General features: G+C 65.4%; 19 protein-coding genes and 1 pseudogene. 13 read left to right on the top strand and 7 right to left on the bottom strand.

Annotated elements, in window-relative coordinates; all coding sequences use genetic code 11:
- Window positions 1–182: 182 nt before the first annotated feature.
- Window positions 183–1,348, top strand: a pseudogene (locus IVB40_RS06860) (ABC transporter substrate-binding protein).
- A gap of 7 nt (window positions 1,349–1,355) precedes the next feature.
- Here IVB40_RS06860 and IVB40_RS06855 read toward each other — a convergent pair.
- Genes IVB40_RS06855 through IVB40_RS06845 form a run of 3 tightly spaced genes read right to left on the bottom strand, consistent with a single transcriptional unit; the run spans window position 1,356 to window position 5,250 of the window.
- A complete protein-coding gene (locus tag IVB40_RS06855; protein WP_247818439.1) occupies window positions 1,356–2,333 on the bottom strand; it encodes a hydroxyacid dehydrogenase in 978 nt (325 codons plus the stop codon).
- A gap of 12 nt (window positions 2,334–2,345) precedes the next feature.
- Window positions 2,346–4,211: a TRAP transporter large permease subunit gene (locus IVB40_RS06850; RefSeq protein WP_247818438.1), complete on the bottom strand. Its 1,866-nt coding sequence runs from the start codon at window positions 4,209–4,211 to the stop codon at window positions 2,346–2,348.
- A gap of 7 nt (window positions 4,212–4,218) precedes the next feature.
- Window positions 4,219–5,250: a TRAP transporter substrate-binding protein gene (locus tag IVB40_RS06845; protein ID WP_247818437.1), complete on the bottom strand. Its 1,032-nt coding sequence runs from the start codon at window positions 5,248–5,250 to the stop codon at window positions 4,219–4,221.
- A 427-nt stretch (window positions 5,251–5,677) separates the two neighbouring features.
- On the opposite strand from IVB40_RS06845, the gene IVB40_RS06840 reads away from it, so the two are divergent.
- Window positions 5,678–7,165 (top strand): caspase family protein, encoded by a 1,488-nt coding sequence (locus IVB40_RS06840; RefSeq protein WP_247401941.1) that lies wholly within the window; start codon window positions 5,678–5,680, stop codon window positions 7,163–7,165.
- Window positions 7,166–7,300: 135 nt separating this feature from the next.
- Window positions 7,301–8,968 (top strand): SulP family inorganic anion transporter, encoded by a 1,668-nt coding sequence (locus IVB40_RS06835; protein WP_247818436.1) that lies wholly within the window; start codon window positions 7,301–7,303, stop codon window positions 8,966–8,968.
- A gap of 6 nt (window positions 8,969–8,974) precedes the next feature.
- Here the strand turns inward: IVB40_RS06835 and IVB40_RS06830 are convergent, their stop codons facing one another.
- Together IVB40_RS06830 and IVB40_RS06825 are read right to left on the bottom strand one after the other, a co-directional pair.
- Window positions 8,975–9,337, bottom strand: coding sequence for a hypothetical protein (locus IVB40_RS06830; RefSeq protein WP_247818435.1), 363 nt, complete (start codon window positions 9,335–9,337; stop codon window positions 8,975–8,977).
- Between the two features lie 50 nt (window positions 9,338–9,387).
- Window positions 9,388–10,812 (bottom strand): FAD-linked oxidase C-terminal domain-containing protein, encoded by a 1,425-nt coding sequence (locus IVB40_RS06825; RefSeq protein ID WP_063995261.1) that lies wholly within the window; start codon window positions 10,810–10,812, stop codon window positions 9,388–9,390.
- A gap of 87 nt (window positions 10,813–10,899) precedes the next feature.
- On the opposite strand from IVB40_RS06825, the gene IVB40_RS06820 reads away from it, so the two are divergent.
- The gene (locus IVB40_RS06820; protein ID WP_247818434.1) at window positions 10,900–11,406 is read left to right on the top strand and encodes a thioesterase family protein; all 507 of its coding nucleotides are present in this window, start codon (window positions 10,900–10,902) and stop codon (window positions 11,404–11,406) included.
- A gap of 5 nt (window positions 11,407–11,411) precedes the next feature.
- On the opposite strand, the gene IVB40_RS06815 is transcribed toward IVB40_RS06820, so the two are convergent.
- On the bottom strand, window positions 11,412–11,585 hold the full coding sequence (locus IVB40_RS06815) for a DUF1328 domain-containing protein (RefSeq protein WP_007613448.1): 174 nt from the start codon (window positions 11,583–11,585) through the stop codon (window positions 11,412–11,414).
- A gap of 241 nt (window positions 11,586–11,826) precedes the next feature.
- Here IVB40_RS06815 and IVB40_RS06810 point away from each other — a divergent pair, with 241 nt between their 5' ends.
- The 9 genes from IVB40_RS06810 to IVB40_RS06770 all read left to right on the top strand — a co-directional run bounded on the left by IVB40_RS06810 (window position 11,827) and on the right by IVB40_RS06770 (window position 20,235).
- Window positions 11,827–14,418: a UvrD-helicase domain-containing protein gene (locus IVB40_RS06810; protein WP_247818433.1), complete on the top strand. Its 2,592-nt coding sequence runs from the start codon at window positions 11,827–11,829 to the stop codon at window positions 14,416–14,418.
- A 7-nt stretch (window positions 14,419–14,425) separates the two neighbouring features.
- On the top strand, window positions 14,426–14,716 hold the full coding sequence (locus IVB40_RS06805) for a type II toxin-antitoxin system HicB family antitoxin (protein ID WP_247401931.1): 291 nt from the start codon (window positions 14,426–14,428) through the stop codon (window positions 14,714–14,716).
- Window positions 14,717–14,804: 88 nt separating this feature from the next.
- On the top strand, window positions 14,805–15,221 hold the full coding sequence (locus tag IVB40_RS06800) for a hypothetical protein (RefSeq protein ID WP_247403018.1): 417 nt from the start codon (window positions 14,805–14,807) through the stop codon (window positions 15,219–15,221).
- Complete coding sequence (locus IVB40_RS06795) at window positions 15,221–15,892, top strand: OmpA family protein (protein ID WP_247818432.1); 672 nt, start codon at window positions 15,221–15,223, stop codon at window positions 15,890–15,892. The genes IVB40_RS06800 and IVB40_RS06795 overlap by 1 nt, the downstream gene beginning before the upstream one ends.
- 154 nt (window positions 15,893–16,046) lie before the next feature.
- Window positions 16,047–16,583, top strand: a complete 537-nt coding sequence (locus tag IVB40_RS06790; RefSeq protein WP_346283279.1) for an Mpo1-like protein — start codon at window positions 16,047–16,049, stop codon at window positions 16,581–16,583.
- Window positions 16,584–16,612: 29 nt separating this feature from the next.
- Complete coding sequence (locus IVB40_RS06785) at window positions 16,613–17,644, top strand: NAD-dependent epimerase/dehydratase family protein (RefSeq protein WP_247818430.1); 1,032 nt, start codon at window positions 16,613–16,615, stop codon at window positions 17,642–17,644.
- A 30-nt stretch (window positions 17,645–17,674) separates the two neighbouring features.
- Entirely contained in the window at window positions 17,675–18,301 is a 627-nt protein-coding gene (locus tag IVB40_RS06780; protein WP_027570745.1) for an isoprenylcysteine carboxylmethyltransferase family protein, read from the top strand.
- 277 nt (window positions 18,302–18,578) lie between these two features.
- Window positions 18,579–18,788, top strand: a complete 210-nt coding sequence (locus tag IVB40_RS06775) for a hypothetical protein (protein WP_007613466.1) — start codon at window positions 18,579–18,581, stop codon at window positions 18,786–18,788.
- A gap of 142 nt (window positions 18,789–18,930) precedes the next feature.
- The gene (locus tag IVB40_RS06770) at window positions 18,931–20,235 is read left to right on the top strand and encodes a sorbosone dehydrogenase family protein (protein ID WP_247818429.1); all 1,305 of its coding nucleotides are present in this window, start codon (window positions 18,931–18,933) and stop codon (window positions 20,233–20,235) included.
- Between the two features lie 4 nt (window positions 20,236–20,239).
- On the opposite strand, the gene IVB40_RS06765 is transcribed toward IVB40_RS06770, so the two are convergent.
- Window positions 20,240–21,064, bottom strand: coding sequence for an aspartate dehydrogenase (locus IVB40_RS06765; protein ID WP_247818428.1), 825 nt, complete (start codon window positions 21,062–21,064; stop codon window positions 20,240–20,242).
- Window positions 21,065–21,095: the final 31 nt, after the last annotated feature.

Genomic DNA, 21,095 nt, shown 5'->3' with positions numbered 1-21,095 from the left:
AATTTCGGAACGCGGCTTTTCTGCATCAGCCGGCTTAGTTAATGAAGTGCAGGATGATGCGGGCTTTGTCGAAATAAGTTGCCGGTTTTCCCCGGAGTAGTACGGAGCCGCCGATACATCGGCGATTCATCCTGCGGCGATAGCTTTACCCGAAACCACTCCCCGCACCCGTAGACTTTTTGATGTATCGATCTCGATCTGCGACATCCATCGTGATCACCGTCGCGCTCCTGGCAGCAACCATGCTGCCGGCAAAAGCCGACGAGATCGGCGTCAGCGAGGATGCGATCCTGTTCGGCCAGGCCGCCGCCCTCGAGGGTCCCTCCTCCACACTCGGACAGCGGATGCGGCAGGGCATCGTCGCAGCTTTCACCGAAATCAACGCCAAAGGCGGCGTCCATGGCCGCAAGCTCCAGCTCATCAGCCGCGACGACGGCTACGATCCCGACCGCTCGGTGGCGCAGACGCTGCGGCTGATCGAGGACGACAAGGTGTTCGCGCTGATCGGCGCGGTGGGCACGCCGACCGCGATGGCGACGATACCGATCACCAGCGCCAGGAACGTGCCCTTCATCGGTCCGTTCAGCGGCGCCGAATTTTGCGCGACCTCGAGCTTGCGAACGTGGTCAACATCCGTGCGAGCTATGCCGCCGAGGCCGAGGCGTGGGTCAAGCACCTCACGGAGGATCGCCATTTCACCCGCATCGCCATTTTCTACCAGGACGATTCCTTCGGGCGCGACGGTCTTTCCGGCGTGAAGCGCGCGCTTGCCAAACGCGGTCTCGAGCTCGCCGCCGAAGGGACCTTCGAGCGCAACACCCGCGCCGTCGCGTCGGCCTGGCGCACGATCAAGCGCGTCGAACCCGAGGCGATCGTCATGGTCGGGACCTACGGTCCCTGCGCGGAGTTCATCAAGCTCGCGCACCGCAGCGGTGCTCGTCCGACCTTCGTCAACATCTCCTTCGTCGGCGCCGTGGCGCTCGCCCGGGAGCTCGGCCCCGAGGGCGAAGGCGTCGTCGTCACCCAGGTCGTGCCGTTTCCCTGGGACCGCTCGCTCAAGCTGGTCGCCGACTACCAGGCGGCGCAGACGGCGTTCGACCCGGCGCTGACACCGGACTTCGTGTCGCTCGAAGGCTATCTCACCGGCCGCCTCGCCGCCGCGGCGCTGGAACAAGCCGGGCCGCAACCGACGCGCGCGAACCTGCTGCGCGCCATCAACGATGTCGGCCGCTTCGACATCAGCGGCAGCACCGTCACCGTCGGCATGCGCATGCTCGACGCGCCGCCGAAGGTGTTTTTGACGGTGATCCAGAAGGACGGGACGTTCAAAGCAGTGGACCGGCTGTAGAGCCGGATCAGGGCCGACGCGTCCAGCGGTCGGCGTTGACGGCGCCTTGCGGGATCTCGCCTTTGACGATCGCCTCGACCTGGCGCACCGTTTCCAGCGACTGATATTCGATCGCCTGCGGCGTCAGGCCGCCGACATGCGGTGTCGCGATGACGTTGGGAAGCTTCGCAAGCTCCGGGCTTGGCATCTGGTCGGGCGCGCGGCCGACATCCATCGCGGCACCCGCGATACGATTCTCGAGCAGCGCCTTCGCCAGCGCCGCCTCGTCGACGAGATTGCCGCGCGAGAGATTGATGAAAACGGCATGTTTCTGCATCCGCGCCAGCGCCGCCTCGCCGATCAGATTTTCGGTCTGCTCGTTGGCGATGGCAAGGCAGACGACATAGTCGGACGCGGCGAGGAGCTCATCGAGGCTGACCTGCCGGATGGCGCTGTCGCTCACGGTCGCAAAGGGATCTGCGACCAGCACCTCCATGCGCATCACCTTGGCAATGTCGGCGAGATAGCGCCCGATGCTGCCATAGCCGATGATGCCGATCTTGCTGCCGGCGAGCTGCCGTCCCATCCGCGCTTCCGGCTTGCGGCCTGCCTGGTAGTCGGCCGTCGCCGGGGATACGCCGCGGGAGAGATCGACCATGAAGCCGAGCGCGAGCTCGGCAACGGCTTGCACGAAGCTAGGCCCGGCGCGGGTCACGAGCACGCCGGCGTTCGAGGCGGCCTCGACATCGACGTTGCGGATGTCGACGGCGCAGCGGACGAAGGCGCGCAGGCGCGGCAGTTGCGCAAAGATCTCGCCGCGTCCCTCGGTCATGCGATCGGCCACGATGATGTCGACATCTTGCGCAGCGCGCACGAGGCTGGTTGAGACCAGCGTCTCATCGCTCTCGTGCAGGACCACCTCGGCGGTCGCGCGCAAACCGTCCAGGCTGCGATCGCCATAGTAATTGCGGCGCATCTCCGGCGTGTGGGCCAGCAGGACTTTCACGGCAAGACTCCTTCAGTAGCCGAACGCGCGCGGCAATGCCGTGCTGAGCCATGGCACGAACGCGATCACAAGCAGGCAAAGGAATAACAGGCCAAGATAGCCCATGATCGGCTTCACCGTCTGCTCGATCGGCACGTTGCCGATCAGGCAGGCGCCGTAGAGCCCGAGCCCGAGCGGCGGCGCGAACAGGCCGATGCCCATCGCGATCACGAGCACCACGCCGAAATGCAGGGGATCAATGCCGAGCTGGACGGCCACCGGCAGCAGCAACGGCCCGAAGATGATCAGCGCGGCCGCGCCCTCCAGCACCGAGCCCATCACGATCAACACGCCGATTGCGAGCAGGATGAACAGCCAGGTGCCGCTGGTCTTGGACAATCCCAGCATGAAATCGCCGACCGCATGCGGCACCTGCTGGAGGGTCAGCGTGAACGCCAGCGATTGCGCTGCGGCAACGATGAACAGCACGAGCCCCGCGCGCGTCGCGCCCTGGACGAAGCTGTGCGCGGCCGATGTGAAGCTGAGCTCGCGGAACACCACACTGCCGACGACGAGTGCATAAGCCACGGCAAAGGCCGAGATTTCCGTGGCGGTTGCAAAGCCGCTCTTAAAGCCGAAGAAGATCATGAAGATCAGGCCGAACGAGGCGATCGCGCCGCTCCACAGGCCCGACACCGGCATCTGCGGCGCGATGTCCTCGGCATCAGTTGGCGTCTCAGTTGGAGTCTTGCCGAAGATGATGGAGACCGCGATCAAGGCCAGCGCCATCAGCGCCGCCGGTAGCAGCCCTGCGACGAACAGGCCACCGATCGACAAATTCGCGACGAAACCCAGGATGATCAGGTTGATGCAGGGCGGAATGGTCTCCGCCATCACCGCGGAGGCCGCGAGCAGCGCCACGGCACCGCCCGGGTTCTGCTTGGAGCGGCGCGCGGCCGGAATCAGCACGGAGCCGACCGCCGCGACGTCGGCCATCTTCGAACCCGAGATGCCGGAGAACAGCACCATCGAGGCTACCATCACGACGTTGAGGCCGCCGCGCATGCGCCCGACCCCGCGCTGCAACAGCTCGATCAGCCGCACCGACATGCCGTTGGCTTCCATGAGGTAGCCGACGAGAATAAAGAACGGAATCGCGAGCAGCACGAAATTGTCGATGCCGCGCGCCATTTGCTGGGCGAAGATCACGCCGGGCAGCGCGCCCTCCACCCAGATGAAGATCAGCGCGGCCAGCGCCAGCGCAAAGCCGATCGGCAAGCCGCCGACCAACGTCGCGAAGAAACCGATCAGCATCAGCGTGCCCGCTGACGGCACCGTGGCCGGCGACAGATAATCCCAGGCGAGATAGAGGCCGGTCACGACGGCAATCGCGACGAGGCCTCTGACGATATCAGGGAGCGGCCCGGCGCCGAGCTGGTCGATCGCGAACACCGTCATGAACAGCGCGCCGGCGCCCATCGGGTAGAAGGTCAGCTCCAGCGGCAAGCCGGATCCGGTGGTCTGGCCCGCCGTCAGCGAGCCGAGCTTGATGGCGTTGTAGGCGACGTAGCCCGAGATCAGCACCACCAGCAGCGCACTCGCGGCATCGACCAGCGCGCGCAGCCGTACCGGAGCCAGGTCGCGGAAGAAGGAGACGCCGACATTCTCGCCGCGCGCGAGCGCACTCGCCGCGCCGAAGAAGGCCGAGCCGACCATCAGGCCGCGCGCGACGTCGTCGGACCACTCCACCGGCGCGTTGAAGCAGAAGCGCAGCAGCACGGAACCGCAGACGACGACGAGATCCGCGGCCAGCAGAATGGCCGCGATCGCGTCGCTGACGCGAAGCAGCAGGGCGATGCTCCCGTGGCGGCCGCCCGAGAGAGGTACGGCAGCTGTCATTGCCACGTCAGGCCTGCGTGGCGCGGATGATGTCGATGACGGCCTTGGAGTCCGGCCGCGCCTTCATGAAGTTCTCGATCTGCGGCGCGACGCGCTTCTTGAACGCCTCGCGGTCGCATTCGGCCACCGTCACGCCCTTCTCGGTCAAAGCCGACAGCGCCTCCTTCTCGACCGCGAGCCCGTGGGTGCGCGTGTCGGCCGCAGCCTTCTTCGCGGCGTCGAGGAAACCCTCGCGCAGCTTCGGATCCATGCGATTGTAGGTCGCGTCGCTGAAATAGATCGCGAGCGGCGAGAAATTGTGCTGCGTTAGTGAATAGAATTTCGCCGTTTCGAAGAACTTGCTGGCCAGGATGGTCGGCGGATCGTGCTCGAGCCCGTCCAGCACGCCGGCCTGCAACGCCGTGTAGATTTCGCCAAAGGCCAGCGGCGTTGCGGCGGCGCCCATCAGGCGCAGGCATTCCGTGATGACGGGATTCGGCAGGGTGCGGATCTTGAGTCCGGCGAGATCTTCCGGCGTCTTTACGGGCTTCCGCGCCAGCACGCTGCGCGAGCCGAAATTATACGCCCAGGCGATGATGCGGATGTTGCTGCCCTTGAGCAGCGCCTCCTCGATCGGCTTGGCGGCGCCCGAATCGAACGCTTTGGTCTGCTGCGGGAAGCTCGAGAACAGGAAGCCGAGATCGAAGGTCCCGACCAGCGGCACCAGATTGGCCGAGATCGACGAGCCCGAGACCATGAGATCGATGACGCCGAGCTTCACCGAGTTGATGACGTCGATTTCCTGACCCAATTGGTTGTCGGGAAAGAACGCGACCTCGACCTGTTCACCGAGGCCGTTCGCCTTCAGGTTTTTCACGAGATTGTCGTAATAGACGCGGCCGTTGGCGAATTTGGGATCGTTCGGCAGCGAGGAGGAGCATTTCAGCTTCAAGGTCGCGGCTTCGGCGCGGCCGATGAGTGCGGGGGAGAACACGAGGCCGGCGGCAAGTCCCGTCGACGACTTGATGAACGCGCGACGGTTCACGGGCACGATGGACATAATGCGGTTTCTCCCCAATTATTATTTTTCGAGCGACGGTCGGTGCCGCAGCCCGTTGCGCGGACTGTATGGCCAAAGCGACGGCGCAGGCAAGGCTTGCGGCCGGTGGTCGCAAAGCGCGCGTCGCGAAGATCGACGGCATCCGCGCGCGGCGAAACAACCGTGTTTTTTGCGGGATTCTCGCTTAGACCGGCATCGGGTCCATTGTGCGCGAGGATGCTTTCGCGCGGCATCGGCAATCAATCTAATTGGCGCATGGATCAATGCGCAATTCACATGGATGGCGCCAGAACGATGCCGCACTGGCTCTGGCAGACCTCCTGCCCCATTTTGCCGCAGCTCAACGTGATCCACTGCACAGACAGACGCATGGCGGCCATCTAGAAAAGGTGACATCATCGCGCGCATTGCCGATGGAGGTGACACCATGCGCCGTCCAGTTCTTCGCAATTTGTTTCTTGGATCCGCTCTTCTCGCGCTCACGCAATTGACGACGCCCACGGATGCGGCGGCCGAAGCGCGGCTCGCACTCGTGATCGGTCAATCGGCCTATCGCACCGTGCCGGAACTGCCCAACGCAGCCAACGACGCCAAGGGCATGACGGAGCTGCTCGGCAATGCCGGCTTCACCGTCACCACGGCATCCAATCTGGCGCAGAACGACATGCGTCAGGCGATCTCGGATTTCGCCGGCAAGGTCAGCGCCAGCGGCGCCGACACCGTCGCGCTGGTGTTCTATGCCGGCCACGGCCTCCAGATCGACGGCGAGAACTATCTCGTTCCCGTCGATCTCGACCCCAAGCGCGAAGCCGACATTCCGCTGCAGGGTGTGCGGCTCAACGATTTGCTCAACACGCTCGGCGCGCTGCCGACACGAGCCCGCATCTTCATGCTCGATGCCTGCCGCAACAACCCGTTCCCGGCGCTCAGCGGCGCCGGCCACGGGCTTGCAATCGTCGACACCAAGGCCGGCGCGCCGGGCTCCTTCATTTCCTATTCGACCTCGCCGGGCTCCGAAGCCGAGGATGGCTCCGGCATCGACAGCCCCTACACCACCGCGGCGCTGACCGTCGCCAAGCAGCCCAATCTGCCGATCGAGGAAGTGTTCAAGCGCATTCGCGTCGCCGTGGCGCAATCGACCGACGGACGCCAGATCCCCTGGGAAAGCTCGTCGCTGACGACCGACTTCAAGTTCTTCGGCGGCGACGGCAGCGGCAGTCAGGCTGCGCTTCCTGGCGCATCTTCCATGGCACTTGCGAGCGGCACGCGCAGCCTCGAGGACTGGCGCAAGGATTTGCAGGGCAAGCCGGCCATGGTCGCCTATGAGATGGTGATCACCGACGACACCGTGCCGGCGTATCAGGCCTATATCGAGTTGTACGCCCAGGATACCCGTACCCCGCGCCTGCGCACGATCGTGGAGCGCCGGCGCCAGATGCTGGCGTGGGAGCGCGCCACCGCGATCAACACCCGCGCCTCGTTCGAGGCTTATCTGACGAACTGGGACAACAGCGATCTGGCTGCGACCGCACGCCGGCTGCTGCTCCGCGTGCAGAACCGCAACTACGTCTTGCCTGCTGTGGTCGCGGCCGCTCCTGCCCCGGTCGCCGTCGCAATGGCCCCGACCTGCCCGTGCTCGACGCCCACACCGCCGGCTTCGCCGGTCAACCCGGCGGTCGCGCCCGTGATCAAGAAGCGCGTCGACGACACCCCGCCGAAGCGCAAGGTGGTCGACACGCCGCCCAGGCAACGCCGGCCGCCGCCTGATGAGGTGATCTACGAGCGCGCGCCGCCACCGGATCGCGGCCCGCCGCCAGGCGCCATCATGCAGGGCATTGGCATCGGTGTCGGGATCGGCATGGGAATGGGCGGCGGCCGCGGCGGCGATTATCACAACGACCGCGGCCGGTACTGAGACCCCACTCGCGAGATACGGAGGACAGATCTGTCCTCCGTCGACGGATGGAGATAAACTGCGTCTGCTGCTTCCCGATACGGAAATGCTGTAGTCTAACCGACTGACGCCAGGCTTTCCGGGGACTCCACATCGATGCCGCACGACGCTCGCGCCAAGCCAGCTTGGCCGCTGTTTCGCTCACTCGCGTCCTATTCGCTGCCGGGCGATTTGATGGCCGGCCTGACGCTCGCGGCGATCGCGATTCCCGAGCAGATGGCCACGGCGCGGCTCGGCGGTTTCGCGCCGCAGATCGGCTTCTTCGCCTTCATGGCGGGATCGCTCGGCTTTGCGATGCTCGGCCGCAACCGCTTCCTGTCCTGCGGCGCCGATTCCACGATCACGCCGATCTTCGCCGGCGGACTGGCGGCGCTGGCTGCCGCCGGCTCGCCTGAGTATCAGGGCCTCGCAATCGCGCTGGCGTTGATGGTCGGTGCGATGATGCTGGCGGGCGGCGCCTTCCGCCTTGGCGGCATCGCCAATCTCTTGTCCGTGCCCGTCATGGTCGGCTTCCTCGCCGGCATCTCCGTCCACATCATCGTGTCGCAATTGCCGGGCGTGCTGGGCCTGGACTCGCCGGGCGGACCGACGATCGATCGCATCGGTGTGCTCGCAAGCGAGCTCGGCCGCACTAATCCCTTCACGTTGTCCATCGGCTTCGGCGTGCTTGCCGTGGTCTTCGTCGCTGAGAAGATCAGCGCAAAAATTCCGGGCGCACTGATCGGGCTCGTCGCCGCGACCCTGGCCACGATCGCGCTCGGCCTCGAGAACAAGGGCGTCAACGTCGTAGGCCTCGTGCCGGGCACGCTGCCGCGGCCGACCTTCCCCGAGCTTGCACCGGAGCAATGGGTCCGCCTCGTGCCGCTCGCGTTTGTCATCACGGTCGTGGTGATGGTGCAGACCGCGGCGACGACGCGCTCGTTCCCGTCCGATCCCGACAAGCCGGCCGATGTCGATCGCGATTTTCTCGGCGTGGGTGCCGGCAGCGCGCTGTCGGGCCTGTTCGGCGCGTTTCCGGTCAATGCCAGCCCGCCGCGGACGGGCATTGTCGCCGAGACCGGCGGACAGTCGCAGCTCGCGGGTCTCGCCGCCGCTGCGATCGTGCTGGCGCTGCTCGCGTTTGGAACGGGATTGCTGCAGCACGTTCCGGACGCAGCCCTCGGCGGCATCCTGCTGTTCGTCGCGCTACGCATCATCCGCGTGAAGCAGATCGTCACGATCTATCGCCAATCCCCGAGCGAATTCCTGCTGATCGCCGCCACCGCCGCGCTGATCATCGTGCTGCCGATCCAGCAGGGTGCGTTCCTCGGCATCGTGCTGTCGCTGCTGCACGGCATCTGGAGCACGACGCGCGCGCGGCTCGTCGAGTTCGAGCGCGTGCCGGGCACCACGATCTGGTGGCCGGCGCATCCGCACATCGCCGGCGAGCGCATCGCCGGAGTCGCCGTGATCGGGCTGCAGGCGCCGCTGTCGTTCCTCAACGCGCCCGGCTTTCGCAGCGACGTGACCAAGGTGCTCGGCGCGACGCCGCCGCAGCTGCTGGTGCTGGAGGCGAGCGGCATGGTCGAGATCGACTTCACCGCCGCACAGATCCTGCTCGATGTGTTCAGGGTGTGCAGCGAACAGGGTGTCACGGTCGCGCTGGCCCGGCTGGAATCGGTGCGCGCGCAGGACGCGTTCGAGCGGTTCAAATTGTTCGAGGCCCTGCCCCGGGAGAACGTCTTCCACAGTGTCGACGAGGCCGTGCGCAAGCTGGCGAAATAACTGCGCTCACTGCGCCAATGTCGGATGATCCCGCTGCACAGTTTCGCGGATCCAGCTGGCATGGATCGCGCGAAACAGGATTTGCGCCGTCTTGAGGTCGTTCGCTGTCATGCAGAGATCGACGATGCGACGGACTGCGTCGTCGCGCATCAGTCCGTCCGCGATCTTCATCGCGATTTCCATCGCGACCTTCGCCGCGCGCTCGTAGCGCTCGCTGTCGCGCTTGTCGCTGCGCGCGGACCCTGCCGCGCTCGCCGCGGCGGCGTCACAGATCGCACGGATGCGCTCGGCGGCCTCGATATCGCCGAGCGGCCGTTCGATCGCCTCGTCCCAGATGTCCTGACGCGTCTTGCGCGCGAACCACTGCATTGCCTGCTCCGTGGTGAGGGAGCGAGCATAAACGGCGGTGAGCCTGCGCGCTACGCCTCCGGTACGATCTTGCCGGGATTGAAGATGTTCTGCGGATCGAGCGCCTTTTTTAGCGCCCGCATCGCATCGATCGCCTCGGGGCCGAGCTCCGCCTTGAGGTATTTCTGCTTGCCCTGGCCTATGCCGTGCTCGCCCGTGCAGGTGCCGTCCATCGCCTGCGCGCGCTCGACCAGCCGATGCATGAACTCCTCGCCGCGGGCCATCTCGTCGGCATCGTTGGTGTCGCAGACCAGCGAGCAGTGGAAATTGCCGTCGCCGACATGGCCCACGATCGGCGACAACAGGTTGAGCCGCTTGAGATCTTCCTCGGTCTCGCCGACACATTCGGCAAGCCGCGAGATCGGTACGCAGACGTCGGTCGCGACCACGCCGATGCTATCGCCGGGCCGCAGCGCCTTCACCGACCAGTAGGCGTCGTGCCGCGCCTGCCACAGTTTTGTGCGATCCTCCGGCTTGGTGGTCCAGGAGAAATCGCCGCCGCCGCAGTCCTTTGCGATCTCGCCGAAGGCCTTGGACTGTTCGCCGACCTCGATCTCGCTGCCGTGGAATTCCATCAGCAGCAGCGGCGTTTCCGGCAGCGTCAGCTTCGAATAGGCGTTGCAGGCCCGTACCTGCGCGGCGTTGAGCAGCTCGATGCGCGCCACGGGGATGCCGGTCTGGATCGCCAGGATCACGGCCTGACACGCCCCGTGCACGGTCTCGAACGACACCGCGCCGGCCGCGATGGTATCGGGGATGCCGCGCAGACGGATGGTCAATTCCGAGATGATGCCGAGCGTGCCCTCGGCGCCGACGAACAGATGCGTCAGGTCATAGCCGGCGGATGATTTCTTCGCGCGCGTGCCGGTCGTGATGATCTCGCCGTCGCCGCGGACCACTTTCAGCGCCAGCACACTATCGCGCATGGTGCCGTAGCGCACCGCGTTGGTGCCGGAGGCGCGGGTCGAGGCCATGCCGCCGAGAGAGGCGTCCGCGCCGGGGTCGATCGGGAAGAACAGGCCTTGATCGCGCAGATGCTCGTTCAGCGCCTTGCGGGTGACCCCGGGCTGGATCACGCAGTCGAGGTCCTCGGCATGCACCGCGAGCACCTTGTTCATGTCGCGCAGGTCGATGCAGATTCCGCCGGCGGGTGCGTTGACCTGGCCCTCGAGCGAGGTGCCGGTGCCGAAGGCGATGACGGGCACGCCGTTTTTCGCGCAGATCCGCACCACGTCCTGGATGTCGGCGGTCTCCTGCGCCATCACCACGCCGTCCGGCGGCTGGTTCACGATCCATGTGGTGGTATGGCCGTGCTGCTCGCGGACGGCCTGCGAGGTGATGAGGCGGTTGCCGAACCGCGCGGCAAGCTGCTCCAGCGCGCTCGCAAGGGCTTTCGGCGCCGGCCGCGGCGGATTATTGGTGATGGTCGTACCCACGGACGTTCCTCCCGACGAGACGAACCGTGGCAAAGGACATCTCACCGGTCAAGTCAAGCGACCGGACGCATAGCTGGGGAAGGACACATGCCGGAGACTGCTGCGACAACGATCGAGGGCGCGCCGTTCCGCGCCTCGATCATGCAGATCGAGCCGCAATGGATCGACTACAACGGCCACCTCAACATGGCCTATTACAACGTGATGTTCGACCGCGCGATCGATCAGATGTGGCTGACGCTCGGGATCGGGCCGGGCTACATGAAGGAGCGCGGCGGCTCGACCTTCACTGCCGAGTGCCACGTGCGGTATCTGCGCGAAATCCACCTCGGCGATCCCGTGCAGGTCTCGGTCTGGTTGCTGGAAGCCGACGAAAAGCGGCTTCACACCTTCCAGGAGCTGCGACACGCCACCGAAGGCTGGGTATCCGCCACGTCGGAGAACATGTCGCTTCACATCGACATGGGCTCACGAAAGGTGGCGGCTTTTCCGCCAGACATAAGCGAGCGCATCGCAGCGGTGGTCAAGACCCACAGCGCGGTGCCACGGCCCGAGGGCATCGGCCGGAACGTGGCGATGCCCTCGAAGCGGTAAGCGCGCTATACCCTGGTGCGGCCGCGGGCCAGACCGACAACGGCCGAGACCAGGAACAACACGACCGCGATGAAGAAGATGATCTTGGCGATTTCGATCGACGCGCCGGCGAGGCCGCCAAAGCCCAGGATACCGGCGATCAGGGCGATAACCAGAAACGTCACTACCCAGCTAAGCATGATCCGAACCTCTGTTTCGATGTCTGTCTGCGATCGGCGCGCCTGACGCGCCTCACTTGCAGAACCAATCGCCAACTCGGAACAATGGTTCCGAGCCGCTAGGGCCGGAAATTCGCCTGACCCGCAGGAACAAATTGGCTTTCCGCGCACGTGGAAAACCTCCGCCCGCGGCCCCATATAGGGACCAATCCCTGTTAAGAAGGCTCCCCTTTCACCACCCCGCGGTGCCAACGTGGGGCAAATGATTCGCATGACCGAGCCGAGCAAGATCACGTCCCAGAGCGTCCCCGACCACCAGCCCGCAGCCGGCGGCATCGCCGCGCGTGCGCGGGCCTCGGTGGGCCCGCAATACCTGTCCGGGCTCAATCCGGAGCAGCGCGAGGCTGTGGAAACGCTGGACGGCCCGGTTCTGGTGCTGGCCGGCGCCGGCACCGGCAAGACCCGCGTGCTGACCACGCGCATCGCCCATATCCTGAGCCAGGGCCGCGCCCGCCCATCCGAAATCCTGTCGGTGACCTTCACCAACAAGGCCGCGCGCGAGATGAAGCACCGGCTGGGTCAGATGCTCGGTCATGCGGTGGAAGGGATGCCGTGGCTCGGCACTTTCCACTCCATCGGCGGGCGCATCCTGCGGACCCACGCCGAGCTGGCGCAGCTCAAGTCGAACTTCACCGTGCTCGACGTCGACGATCAGGTCCGACTGCTCAAGCAGCTTCTGCAAGCCGACAATATCGACGACAAGCGCTGGCCCGCGCGCATGCTCGCCGGCCTCATCGACGGCTGGAAGAATCGCGGCCTGACGCCGTCGCAGGTGCCGTCGGGCGAAGCCGCCGTGTTCGCCAACGGCAAGGGCGGCAAGCTCTATGCGAGCTACCAGGAGCGGCTGAAGATTTTGAACGCCGCCGATTTCGGCGATCTGCTGCTCGAGGACATCCGCATCTTCCGCGAGCATCCGGATATCCTGCGGCAGTACCAGCAGCGCTTCAAATTCATCCTGGTCGACGAGTATCAAGACACCAACGTCGCGCAATATCTATGGCTGCGGTTGTTGTCACAGGCGCCATCGTCCAATCCGTCATTGCCCGGCTTGCCCCGGCAAGCCATCGATTCTTCGCCAGATGGATCACCGGGTCTCGACGCTTCGCATCGGCCCGGTGATGCCGAGAATGACGATGTGGCGCCGCCTCCGGCGAACGAAAAAACCCACGTCAAAAACATCTGCTGCGTCGGCGACGACGACCAGTCGATCTATGGCTGGCGTGGCGCGGAGGTCGACAACATTCTTCGTTTCGACCATGATTTTCCCGGCGCCAAGGTCATCCGCCTCGAGCGCAACTACCGCTCGACCGGCCACATCCTCGCCGCCGCCTCGCATTTGATCGCCCACAACGAGGGCCGGCTCGGCAAGACGCTGCGCACCGAAGACCATGACGGCGAGAAGGTCACGGTGACAGGCTCGTGGGATTCGGAAGAGGAAGCCCGCGGCATCGGCGAGGAGATCGAGCAGATCCAGCGCCAGGGCGACAAGCTCAACGAGATCGCGATTCTCGTTCGCGCCTCCTACCAGATGCGCGAGTTCGAAGACCGCTTCGTCACGCTCGGCCTGCCCTATCGCGTCATCGGCGGCCCGCGCTTCTACGAGCGCGCCGAAATCCGCGACGCGCTGGCCTATCTGCGCGTCATCAATTCACCGGCCGATGATCTCGCCTTCGAGCGCATCGTCAACACGCCCAAGCGCGGCCTGGGCGATGCCACCGTGCAGATGCTGCACGACCACGCCCGCAAGCGCCGCATTCCGCTGTTCGAGGCGGCGCGCGCGGTGGTCGAGACCGACGAGCTGAAGCCGAAGGCGCGCGGCTCGTTACGCGACGTCGTCGCGCAGTTCGACCGCTGGCGCGCCCAGCGCGAGGTCACTTCGCACACCGAGCTCGCCGAGATCGTGCTCGACGAGAGCGGCTACACCGAGATGTGGCAGAAGGACCGTTCGGCGGACGCCGCGGGCCGGCTCGAAAACCTCAAGGAGCTGGTGCGCTCGATGGAGGAGTTCGAGAATCTACAAGGCTTCCTCGAGCACATCTCGCTGGTGATGGACCGCGACAGCGGCGCCGATGAGGACGCGGTGTCGCTGATGACGCTGCATTCGGCCAAGGGGCTGGAATTCGACAACGTATTCCTGCCCGGCTGGGAGGAAGGCCTGTTTCCGAGCCAGCGCACGCTGGACGAACAGGGCCGCGCCGGCCTCGAGGAAGAGCGCCGGCTCGGCCATGTCGGCCTGACCCGGGCCCGCCGCCGCGCCAAAATCTACTTTGCGACCAACCGCCGGATCCACGGCACCTGGTCGACCACGATCCCGTCGCGCTTCCTCGACGAATTGCCGGCCGCCAATGTCGAGATCACGGAATCCAAGGGCGGCTCGGCCTGGGGCGGCACCGGCGGCTACGGCGCCTCCCGCTTCGACGACATGGAAGCGTTCGGCTCCACCTATTCGACCCCCGGCTGGCAGCGCGCCCAGGCCAATCGCAATCGTGGCGGCGGCGGGGGCGGCAATGGCGGCCGCGGCAGCTTCGAGGAACAAGCCTCGTCGTTTTCGTCCCAGTCGTCCTCGCCCGATTTCGGCAGCTTCTCCTCGCGTCGCCGCGGGCCGCTGACGATCGAGGGCGAGCTGGTGGCCAAATCCACCGGCACGACCTCGGAATTCTCCCTCTCCGACCGCGTCTTCCACCAGAAATTCGGCTATGGCCGCGTCACCAAGATCGACGGCAACAAGCTCACCATCGCCTTCGACAAGGCGGGGGAAAAGAAGGTCGTGGACAGTTTTGTGCAGCGGGCGTGAGGCCTGCATGCCGCACTACATCGCCATCATCGAGGACGCCGGCCCGGACGAAGCCGTCGGCGTGTGGTTTCCCGACCTGCCCGGCTGCATTTCCGGCGGCGACGACGTCGATGAGGCCCTGGAGAATGCGCCCGAGGCACTCGCGTTCTATGCACAGGAACTGATCGCGGACGGCCGCCAGCTTCCCCCGCCGCGGACATTGGACGAGCTCAAGGCCGACCCTGATGTGGCCGACGAGCTCGGGAAGCACACGGTCGCCCTGATCGAATGGCCACCCCTCACTGAGGCCACGGAGTGAGGACTGTTCGCCGCACTGGTCGGACTCTCGACACTTCTCGCCCGAACGCCCCTTGACCACCGCGAACTTCCCCGTATCAGATGCGGCCATGGTCCGGGGCTCCATCACACTGATCTTGCTGGCATTGGGTATGCCGTCGCTTGCGGCGGCGGAGACCATGAGCTTTGGCGATGCGATCGGGATGCTTGCGAAAAGTTGCGGTGCGGAAATCGTTGCCAATTGCCGCGGCGTCAACCCGGATTCGACCCGCCTGAAGGAGTGCCTCTCGCGCAACCGCGACGTGCTCTCGCAGCAGTGCCAGAGCGATTATCTCGGCGCCTTCGACGCGATCCAGAAGCGCGTCGCAGCCCGTGTCACCGTGGCGAACGTCTGCCAGCGCGAGATCGTCAAGGTCTGCGGCGGCTCGACCAAGGAGACCAGCAAGGCGGTCCCCTGCCTGGTCTCGACGCCCAAGGGCATCAGCAACAATTGCCTGAAGGCCGTCGACGACGCGGGGTATCGGTGATGCCAACGACCAGGCTTACCACCGCCGGAATATGCATCGCGCTCGGCCTCGCTTTGCTCGCGGGCACAGCCGAAGCGCAGACGGCGCCGCCGACCCGCGACGACATCGTCGGCAAGCTCAACCATTTCGAACAAGCCGCCGAGATCGATCTTCCCGCGCTGAAGCTGCAGGTGATGGAGCGGGCCAAGGCCAGGATCAAGAACGATCCCGGTCCGGTGAACCGGCCGCTGATCGCGCCCGATCTGGTCAATTTGCCGACCTTCACCGCGCAGATCCAGTTCGACGCCGACACGCCGATCATCCAGCCGGCGTCCTACCAGACCGTCGGGCGCCTCGCCGACGCGCTGGTCCATGCCTCGCTGCTGCCCTACACGTTCCTGATCGTCGGCCACGTCGAATCCAACGCGAAGACGCGCGAGGCCAACGCGATCCTGAGCCAGCGCCGGGCGGACGCGATTCGCGACGTGCTGGTGAACACGTTCAAGATCTCGACCAAGCGGCTGCATCCGATCGGCCTCGGTGAGGAGCAGTTTCTCGACCGGGCCAGGCCGACCGCGGCCGCCAACGCCCAGTTGCAAATCCTGACCTACGCCAAGGTACCCGAGGAAGCGCCTGCGCATCCGGTTGCGACACCTGCGCCTGCGGCGAAAAAGCCCGCCAAGAAACACTGAGCGGACGCGCCACGGTGGCTGGCGGAACCCTTTGAAGTCTTGATCATTTTGTGACCTGTCTCACAGCGCGACAGCGTGGCCTTGCGCGACAATAGCGCCGGTTTGTGCACCGCCCTATCAGGTGCTATAGGCTTTTTTCGTCCTTCCCGACCCCATGCTGCACGAGACCGAGATGGCCAGTTCTTTTCGACACCAGCTGGCCGACTACGTCGAATATCATCGCGATCCCTGGAACTGCGCGATGCACGTGGTCGGCATCCTCCTGCTCTTCACCGGCGCCGTGCTGCCGCTGACGCTGGTGCATTTCCCGGTGTTCGGGATCGAGGTCAGTCTGGCCGTGATTCTGGCCCTGCCGGTGCTGGTCTACTGGCTGATGCTGGACGCCGGGATCGGGCTCGGCATCCTCGCCGCGATGATCGTGCTGCTTTCGGTCGCAACCGTGATCGGCAATCAGGTCTCGATCGTCATGATGTGGTCGATTTTTGCGGTGCTGATCGGGCTCGGCGTCGCGTCGCAAATCGTCGGGCACAAGGTTTTCGAGGAGCGGCAGCCGTCGATGGTCGACCACCCCACGCATTTTCTGCTTGGACCGATGTTTGTCATGGCAAAATTATTCATCGCATTGGGCTTCCGTCGCGACCTTGCCGCGATTGTGGCGCCTGTTCCGACCAATTCCCTTTCAACCCGATAGTTCTAGACGCGAAACAGCAAACCTTCTGCATGGCTCTCGTACTGGTTACCGGTGGCAGCGGCTTCATCGGACATCATCTCGTAGAAGCGCTCCGCGCCCGTGGGCAGCGGGTGCGTGTCCTCGATGTTCGTGCGCCGGCCACGCCGTATGCCGACGTCGAATATGCCCGTGGCTCGGTGCTGGACGGCGCCGCGGTCGATGCCGCAATTGCGGGTGTCGATCAGGTCTATCACCTCGCCGGCCTGCCCGGCATGTGGGTCGCCGACAAGCAGGCCTTTCACGACGTCAATTGTCGCGGCACCGAGATCGTGCTCGCGGCCGCGATGAAGCGCGGCGTCTCGCGCTTCCTGCACTGCTCGACGGAATCGATCCTGTTCCCCTATTCCGACCTCAACGGTGTTCCCGCCGAAGAGGCGCTGCAGCCGGCCGATGCGATGCCGGGCGCCTACACGCGGTCGAAATCGCTGGCCGAGCATTGCGCCGCGAAGGCCGCAGCTGAAGGTTTTCCGCTGGTGATCGGCACCCCGACCATGCCGATCGGTGCCGCCGACCATAATCTGACGCCGCCAACCGCGATGCTGTGGTACTTCCTGCAGAAGAAAGTGCAGCCGCATCTCGACTTCCCGGTCAATCTCGTCGACGTCCGCGACGTTGCCATGGGCCTCGTGCTGACCATGGAACGCGGGCGTCACGGCCAGCGCTACATCCTCGGCGGCGACTGCGTCAGGCTCGGCCAGATTCTGCGGATGATGTCTGCGATGAGCGGCCGCCGGCAATTCCCGGTCGTCGTTCCCGGCAAGGTGGCCGAGCTGTCGGGCATCATGCTCGAATATCTCTCCGATCGTATCACGCGCCGGCCGCCCAACGGCACCGCCGAGGGCGTGCGCATCGCGCTCGCCGCGAGCGACCTCTCGATCGGCAAGGCGCGCACCGAACTCGGCTACGCGCCGCGCCCGATCGAGCCGGTCCTGCGCGAAACCATCACCCATCTTCTCGCCCGCGGCGGCGCGCTTGCCTCCGGCGCCATCGAGCATCACGCGCTCTCCTCGCGCGCCAGCTGAGCTGCCGCCCAACCCAAAGAACCTTTCCGCATGTCCTTCGATTTCAGCAAGCTTCTCTCTGTCGCCTGGGGTGGTTGGACCACGACCTGGCCGACGCAACTGCTCGCCCTGATTTGGCTCGCCTGGCTCGCAAGCTGGGTCGGCGCCTCGTTCTGGCAAGGCCGTACCCAGAAGCAGGTGATGACGCTGGAGTCCGGCCGCTATCGCATTCCGATCCTGGTCGGCGGCATCCTGTTTACGCCCTGGACCGCCGAGGTGCTCGGTGAGAAGCCGCTTTGGGTCTTCAGCAATAATGCTGTCTACGTCGTGGCGCTGATCGTGCTGGCCGGCATCTCCTTCACCTGGTGGGGACGGCTGCATCTTGGACAGTTCTGGTCCAACACCATCACTCACAAGCAAGACCACCGCGTCATCGACACGGGTCCGTACGGCATCGTGCGCCATCCGATCTACACCGGGCTGATCCTCGGCATGCTGGTGACCGGCATCGCGGTCGGCACGGTGACCGCGATGCTCGGCGCCATCCTGATCTCGCTCGGCATGTGGCAGAAGGGCCGGATGGAAGAGGTGTTCCTGTCCAAGGAGCTCGGCGAAGACGCCTACGGCGCCTATTGCCGCCGCGTCCCGATGATCATCCCGTTCCTGTCGCCGCGCTGAGGCGAGTATCGCTTCAACGCTGTCATCACAAGCGTAGCGCGGCTGCACCTCCTGAGTCGTCCTGGCGAAAGCCAGGACCCATTACCCCAGGGAGCGGTTTGGCGGGGATTGCCGGAACTGAGGCCGCATACAGTCGATGGATTCCGCGGTATGGGTCCTGGCTTTCGCCAGGACGACGCCGAGGAAGCTGTGTGCGCAACACACCTGCTGTCAGGAACCCCTGCTGCCTGCGGCCGTTAGCCCCTCGACACCTGCAATGACCGCAGAGCATCGAGCCATGTCCGACGCCTACGATTATTTTCGCGAGCACGCGATCGCCGCCGTCCGCAAGGCGCGGGCGCTGCCGCCCGGGCGGCCGAAGCAGAAGCAGCGCACGGTGGCGCGCGTTTATCATCTCCTCTCCAGGGAGGCGGCGCTCGCGCCGAACATCCATCATCTGGATGATTTTCGCGCGGCGCGCCGGGCAGAGCGGCAGATCGGCCGCTGATCTCCGGGCCCATCCTGTCGGCATTCGTCCCATGCAAATTCGAGCGGCTGCCATTCCACGGGAATAGAGCCCCGCGGCGCTCCACACAGGTTGACGTCTGCCCCGTCAGCCCGTTGGATGCGCGCGCAAACAGGGGCCTCTCATGACTTTTTCCAGCATCTTTGCGCAGTTCGTTGCGCTTCTCGGCGGCATCGCGCTGCAATGGCGAAAGCTGTCGGGCACCGTGCCTGCGCCGGCCTGGGGCCAGTCGCCCGCCATTCCCGAAGCAAAGCCGCAAGGCGCCATCCCGACACTGAAGATGCCGACGGCGCGGGGCTGGGGCGAGGGACAGAAGCCGACGGTCGCACCCGGGCTCAAGGTCAATGCGTTCGCGACCGGTCTCGACCATCCGCGCTGGATCGAGGTGCTGCCCAATGGCGACGTGCTGATCGCGGAGGCGACGCAGATCGCCGGGGCGCCGCGGTCCGTGTTTCACTACGCAATGCAGGCCACGATGCGACGCGCCGCCGCGCTCGGCGTCAGCGCCAACCGCATAACGCTGCTGCGCGACAAGGACGGCGACGGCGTCGCGGAGTATCGCGGCGCGTTCATGGAAAATCTCAGCCAGCCGTTCGGCATGGCGCTGGTCGGCGACACCTTCTATGTCGGCAATACCGACGGCGTGATGGCCTTCCCCTACGTGGCGAATGCCGATCGCATCACCGCGCCGGGCAAGCGCCTCACCACTTTCAAGCCTAGCGGCCACTGGACCCGCAGCCTGCTCGCGAGCCCCGACGGCAAAAAACTCTATGCCGGCGTCGGCTCGCTCAGCAACATCGCCGAGATGGGCATGGAGGTCGAGGAAGGCCGCGCCGCGGTCTACGAGCTCGACCTCGTCGCCGGCACGCACCGCATCTTCGGCGCCGGCCTGCGCAACCCGGTTGGTCTCGCCTGGGAGCCAACGACCGGTGTGCTCTGGACCGTCGTCAACGAGCGCGACGGCCTCGGCGACGAAACGCCGCCGGACTATCTGACCTCGGTGCACGATGGCGGCTTTTACGGCTGGCCTTATTGCTACTGGGGCAAGACGGTGGACGATCGCGTGCCGCAGGATCCGGCGATGATCGCCAAGGCGCTCACGCCGGACTACGCGCTCGGCGGCCATACCGCTTCGCTCGGCCTGTGCTGGATGCCGGCGGGCACGCTGCCCGGCTTCCCGAACGGCATGGCGATCGGCCAGCACGGTTCGTGGAATCGCAGCAAGCTGTCAGGCTACAAGCTGGTCTTCATCCCGTTCGAGAACGGCAAGCCTTCGGGTCCCGCACGCGACATCCTGTCCGGCTTCCTCGCGCCCGACGAGAAAGAATCCTACGGCCGCCCGGTCGGCGTCGTGATCGGTCCCGACAAGAAGTCGCTGCTGATGGCCGACGACGTCGGCAACGTGATCTGGCGTGTCACCGGCGCTTGAAGGTTTATGTTCCAACACTGAGCGTGGCGCGCTGCTTGCGGAGCAGCGCGATCACGGACAGCGCCGTGATCAACCCGGTCTTGGGATTCTCGGACGGGATGTTCTCGATAGACATCGAGAAGCGCGCGGAATCCGCCTCGACCTCGATGCGGTGAACGTTGCGGGTCACGGTCGGGTCCGCCCAGATCTGCACCTGGGTGCGATCCGGCCCAACCCCCGCGAGCGACAGCGCGACCGCGACGTTGAGATTGGCCGGAAAGCCTTTCGCGGCCTCGCGCGCCGTGCCCTCGAACAGCTTCGACGGCTCGCGCAGATTATCGATATCGATATTGTTCTGGACGATGAACGGCGCGCCCTTCAAGCCGTCGATCGGCTTGCGCGTGACCATCTTCACCGAATGAATGGTGCCGATCGCAGCCGCGTTGACGGCGTCGAGCCCGATCAGTGCGCCGGTCGGCACCAGGATGCGGCCGCCATTGGCGCGGGCGAGATCGACAAGATCGAAATTGTCGAGCAGCCCGCCGACGCTGACCACGACCGCGGCCCTGCCGCGTTTCACTGCGGGCTGGACGATCGCACGCAGTTGGCTGCTCGGCGCGCATTCGACCACGATGTCGGCGGCGTCGCCGAGCTGGTCGAGCGGCAATACGGATGGCGGACGGCGCAGGCCGCCGAGCAATTTCTGATGCTTTGTGGGCTCGCGCACCGCCACGGCGGAGAGCGTCAATCCCTCGATGCCCTGATCGAGCGCGGTCGCGATCCTGGTGCCGATCGAGCCGAGCCCTGCAATGGCAACCCGCAATTCGTTCGAAGCTTGCCGTTCAGTCATCGCATTACCCCTCTCGCACAGCCGATGTCAT

The organism is Bradyrhizobium sp. 40 (assembly GCF_023100925.1).
Lineage (GTDB): Bacteria > Pseudomonadota > Alphaproteobacteria > Rhizobiales > Xanthobacteraceae > Bradyrhizobium.
The sequence above is the reverse complement of the archived record's forward strand: the minus strand, read 5'-3'. Positions and strand labels throughout refer to the sequence as shown.